At 56.4% G+C, this 1,148-nt stretch carries 1 rRNA gene (cut by a window edge); it reads right to left on the bottom strand.

Annotated elements, in window-relative coordinates:
- Nucleotides 1-1,148 (bottom strand): 23S ribosomal RNA (locus TCARDRAFT_RS14395) (its annotated part continues 710 nt past the right edge of the window); the annotation flags it as partial.

Below are 1,148 nucleotides of genomic sequence, written 5' to 3'. Positions count from 1 at the left end.
CCTATACGTCAGCTTTCGCTTTAGCAGGCACCTGTGTTTGTGGTAAACAGTCGCTTGGGCCTCTCCTCTGCGACCCACTCCCGCTCCGGCCGCTTCCTGCCTTCACGGGCTTGGGCTCCCCTTCTCCCGAAGTTACGGGGACATTTTGTCGAGTTCCTTAACGAGGGTTCTCCCGCGCACCTTAGGATCCTCTCCCCGCCTACCTGTGTCGGTTTCCGGTACGGGCGCCCTCCGTCTCGCTAGAAGCTTTTCTCGGCAGTCTGGCCCAGGCAACTTCGCCAAGGGTCTCCCCTCAGCTCCCCTTCACCTCTCAGGCTCTCGCAGTGCGGATTTGCCTGCACTGCACCCTACCGGCTTAGACGCGACTTTCCATCCTCGCGCTTGCCTTACCTCCTGCGTCACTCCTTCGCTCAAACGACTTCGGGCGGTACGGGAATGTTTACCCGTTGTCCATCGCCTACGCTTATCCGCCTCGGCTTAGGTCCCGACTTACCCTGAGTCGACGATCGTTGCTCAGGAACCCTTAGGCTTTCGGTGGACAGGATTCTCACCTGTCTTTTCGCTACTCATACCGGCATTCTCACTTCTTACCAGTCCAGCTCCCCTTCCAGAAAACCTTCTACCCGGTAAGAACGCTCCCCTACCGACTGAGAGGTGAGATGCACCTCTCAATCCCATAGCTTCGGTTCCGTGCTTTAGCCCCGGACATCTTCGGCGCAGCGCCACTCGACCAGTGAGCTATTACGCACTCTTTGAATGATGGCTGCTTCTAAGCCAACATCCTGGTTGTTTTTGTAGCGCCACATCCTTTGCCACTTAGCACGGCATTCGGGACCTTAGCTGATGGTCTGGGCTGTTTCCCTCTTGACTACGGATCTTATCACTCGTAGTCTGACTCCCAAGCTCTAAATGCAGCCATTCGCAGTTTGACAAGGTTCGGTAACCTTACGGCCCCTAGCCCTATCAGTGCTCTACCGCCTGCACTCACCACTTGAGGCTAGCCCTAAAGCTATTTCGGGGAGAACCAGCTATCTCCGCGTTCGATTGGCATTTCACCCCTATCCACAACTCATCCGAGGACTTTTCAACGCCCACCGGTTCGGGCCTCCACGCATTGTTACCTGCGCTTCACCCTGGCCATGGATAGA

The organism is Thermosinus carboxydivorans Nor1 (assembly GCF_000169155.1).
GTDB lineage: Bacteria > Bacillota > Negativicutes > Sporomusales > Thermosinaceae > Thermosinus > Thermosinus carboxydivorans.
This window is presented reverse-complemented; position numbering and strand designations above follow the sequence as displayed.